The 684-nt window shown below is 77.9% G+C and carries 1 pseudogene; it reads left to right on the forward strand.

Annotated elements, in window-relative coordinates:
* Window positions 1–684: pseudogene (locus tag AC5Y6Y_RS25750) on the forward strand (hypothetical protein); the annotation flags it as partial.

Here is a 684-nt window from a genome sequence, read left to right on the forward strand (position 1 = left end):
CGGCGGTGCCGGTGGTGTGGGTATCGACAACACCGGTGGCGGTAACGGCGGCCAGGGCGGTATCGGCGGGACCGGCGGCCAGGGCAGCAACGGCGGCAACAACACCGGCGCTGGTGGTGGTGCGGGCGCCGTCGGCGGCAAGGGTGGCACCGGCGGTGACGCCGGAGCCGCCGGGACCGGCACCCACGGCGGCGCCGACGGTGCCATCGGTACCGGCGGCCAGGGCGGTAACGGCGGCCATGGCGGCAACGGGGCCAACGGAATCACCGCCACCTCCGGGACCTCGCCCACCGACGGCGGCAACGGCGGCAACGGCGGTCAAGGCGGCGCCGGCGGTGACGGCGGCGCCGGGATCGGCCAAACCGGCGGCGGCAACGGCGGCAACGGCGGTCAAGGCGGCAACGGCGGTGACGGTAGGAACGGCGGTGACAACACCGGCACCACCGGAGGCGCCGGCGCTCGCGGCGGCAACGGCGGTAACGGCGGCGGCGCCGGCGCTGCCGGCACCGGAACCGACGGCGGCACCAACGGCGCCATCGGCGCCGGCGGCAACGGCGGCAACGGCGCCAACGGCGGCAAGGGAGCCACCGGCACCACCGGCGCCTCCAGCGCCACACCCGAGGCCGGCGGCCAGGGCGGCCAGGGCGGTGCCGGCGGCCAAGGCGGTGCCGCAGGAGCCGGAAT

This window comes from Mycobacterium sp. NGS24 (assembly GCF_059813065.1).